Source organism: Telluria sp. AZSoR62 (genome assembly GCF_058111565.1).
In genome coordinates, this window is record NZ_JBYTST010000264.1 from 1 (window position 1) to 283 (window position 283).

Sequence of the window (283 nt, forward strand, 5' to 3'; positions counted from 1 at the left end):
CGGCTGGGCTCCATTGGCAGTCCGTCGAAGGTATTGATGTAGACGTTGGGATCCTTCGTCATCGTCGGGTCGAACACAATGTTCTCCACGTCAACGACTCGCCGCTCCGGGCTGTTCAACCACATACCGTACATATCGCCGAGCGCCATCTTGACGGCGCCTTCCGCGATGCGGCGTTTCTTCTCCCGGTCCCACACGTCTTTGGTGCCGTCGATGTAGACATAGCGCTCAATCGGCTCCAAGTTCAGCGCACCGCCCTTCTTGCCCGCCATCTTGCGGGCTT

Annotated in this window: 1 pseudogene; it reads right to left on the reverse strand. The window is 59.4% G+C overall.

Features of this window, described 5'->3' with window-relative positions:
• A pseudogene (locus tag AC3XQU_RS23740) lies at positions 1–283 on the reverse strand (hypothetical protein); the annotation flags it as partial.